Origin of the sequence: Arthrobacter sp. CAU 1506, assembly GCF_005047635.1 — a bacterium.
Taxonomy (GTDB): domain Bacteria; phylum Actinomycetota; class Actinomycetes; order Actinomycetales; family Micrococcaceae; genus Crystallibacter.
The window spans coordinates 1-1,848 of the sequence record NZ_SUKC01000035.1 but is presented as its reverse complement, the minus strand read 5'-3'; the positions used below and the strand labels follow the sequence as shown (position 1 = coordinate 1,848).

At 67.2% G+C, this 1,848-nt stretch carries 2 protein-coding genes; both read left to right on the top strand.

The features are described from left to right. Window positions 1–25: 25 nt before the first annotated feature. Window positions 26–1,261, top strand: a complete 1,236-nt coding sequence (gene istA / locus E4J89_RS19255; RefSeq protein WP_136787820.1) for an IS21 family transposase — start codon at window positions 26–28, stop codon at window positions 1,259–1,261. Next, the coding region (gene istB / locus E4J89_RS19250; RefSeq protein ID WP_136787819.1) for an IS21-like element helper ATPase IstB at window positions 1,258–1,848 on the top strand (591 nt) is incomplete at its 3' end. The genes istA and istB, both read left to right, overlap by 4 nt.

The window sequence follows — 1,848 nt, the reverse complement described above, 5'->3', positions numbered from 1 at the left end:
ATGAGGCCACTGACCATTATGGAAGGTGATCACATTGGATGTTTGGGCGCAGATACGCCACCGATACGCGACGGAGAAGATCTCCAAGAGGGAGCTGGCTAAACAGCTCGGGGTTTCGCGGGGGACGGTGGACCGGGCGTTGGAGGCGGAGCGGCCGCCGAAGTATGAGCGGAAGCCGGCCGGTTCGAGCTTCGATGCTTATGCACCGCAGGTGCGGGCTTTGTTGGCGCAGACGCCGACGATGCCAGCCTCGGTTCTGGCCGAACGGGTCGGCTGGACGGGCTCTGCATCCTTGTTCCGGGACAAGGTCCGTGGACTCCGGCCCGAATATATGCCGGCGGATCCGGTGGACCGGCTGGTCCATGAACCGGGCCAGGCGATGCAGTGCGATTTGTGGTTCCCGCATGAGCCGCTGCCCCTGGGGCACGGGCAGGAGGGCAAGCCTCCGGTGTTGGTGATGACGAGCGCGTTCTCCGGATACATCCAGGCCAGGATGCTGCCGACCCGCACGACTTTTGACCTGCTGGGCGGGATGTGGTCGCTGCTGCAGGAGGCCGGTGCAGTGCCCAAGCAGTTGGTCTGGGACAACGAATCGGGGATCGGCCAGGGCCGGCTGACCGCGCCGGCGGCGGCGTTCGCCGGCGTGCTGGGCTGCGAGTTCCGGCAGTTGCCGCCACGGGATCCGGAATCCAAGGGCATCGTGGAGCGGATGAACCGTTACTTCCGCCAGGGCTTCATGCCCGGCAGAACGTTCGCGTCCCCACTGGATTTCAACGACCAGCTCGCGGACTGGCTGCCGCGCGCCAACGCCCGCTACTCCCGGGCCCGGCACGGCCGCCCGGCCGAGCTCTTCGGCCGGGACCGGGACGCGATGCGGCCATTGACGCCGGTGGCGCCCGAGTTCGCCTTCCGCAGCAGCGTTCGGCTGCCACGGGACTACTACGTGCGGGTCTTCTCCAACGACTATTCAGTGGATCCGGGGGCGATCGGGCGGATCGTGGACGTTGAAGCAGACCTGGAAATGGTGACCGTTAGCGCCGACGGCCGGCTGCTGGCCAGACACGAGCGGCGGTGGGCCCGACACCAGATCTTCACTGACCCCGCGCACGTGGACAAGGCCGCCTCCCTCCGCCGGATCCACCGCAGCGTCAAGGCCGGACGGTCCACGGTGGTGGAGGAACGGGACCTGTCGATCTATGACGAACTCTTCGGTGTCGCCATCCCCGACGATGCCCGCGAGCTCTCCGGGGCAGGCCGGTGAACGGGGCAGCGAAGGACATCGAGTACTACGCCCGCGCGCTGCGCGCCCCGCGGGTCGCCGACGGCTACCGATCCCTCGGCGACAGGGCACGGGAGGCAGGCTGGTCGCACGAGGAATACCTTGCCGCTGTCCTCTCCCGCGAGGTCGCCGAACGCGAAGCCTCCGGGGCCGCCTTGCGGATCAGGGCAGCGAAGTTCCCCGGACACAAGCTGCTGGAGGAGTTCAACTTCGACCACCAGCCTGCCGCGGACCGGAACCTCGTCGCGCATCTGGGCACCGGGGTCTTCCTGGAAGAAGCCAAGAACGTGGTCCTGCTCGGACCGCCCGGCACCGGGAAAACCCATCTGGCCGTCGGGATCGGGATCCGTGCCGCGCGCGCCGGGCACCGCGTCCTGTTCGACACCGCGACAGGGTGGGTGTCGAGACTGGCCGAAGCCCACGACCGCGGACGTTTGCCCCAGGAACTGGCCAAGCTACGCCGCTACAAGCTGCTCATCGTTGACGAAGTCGGCTACATCCCCTTCGATCAGGACTCCGCCAACCTGTTCTTCCAGCTGGTCTCATCCCGCTACGAACACGCATCCCTG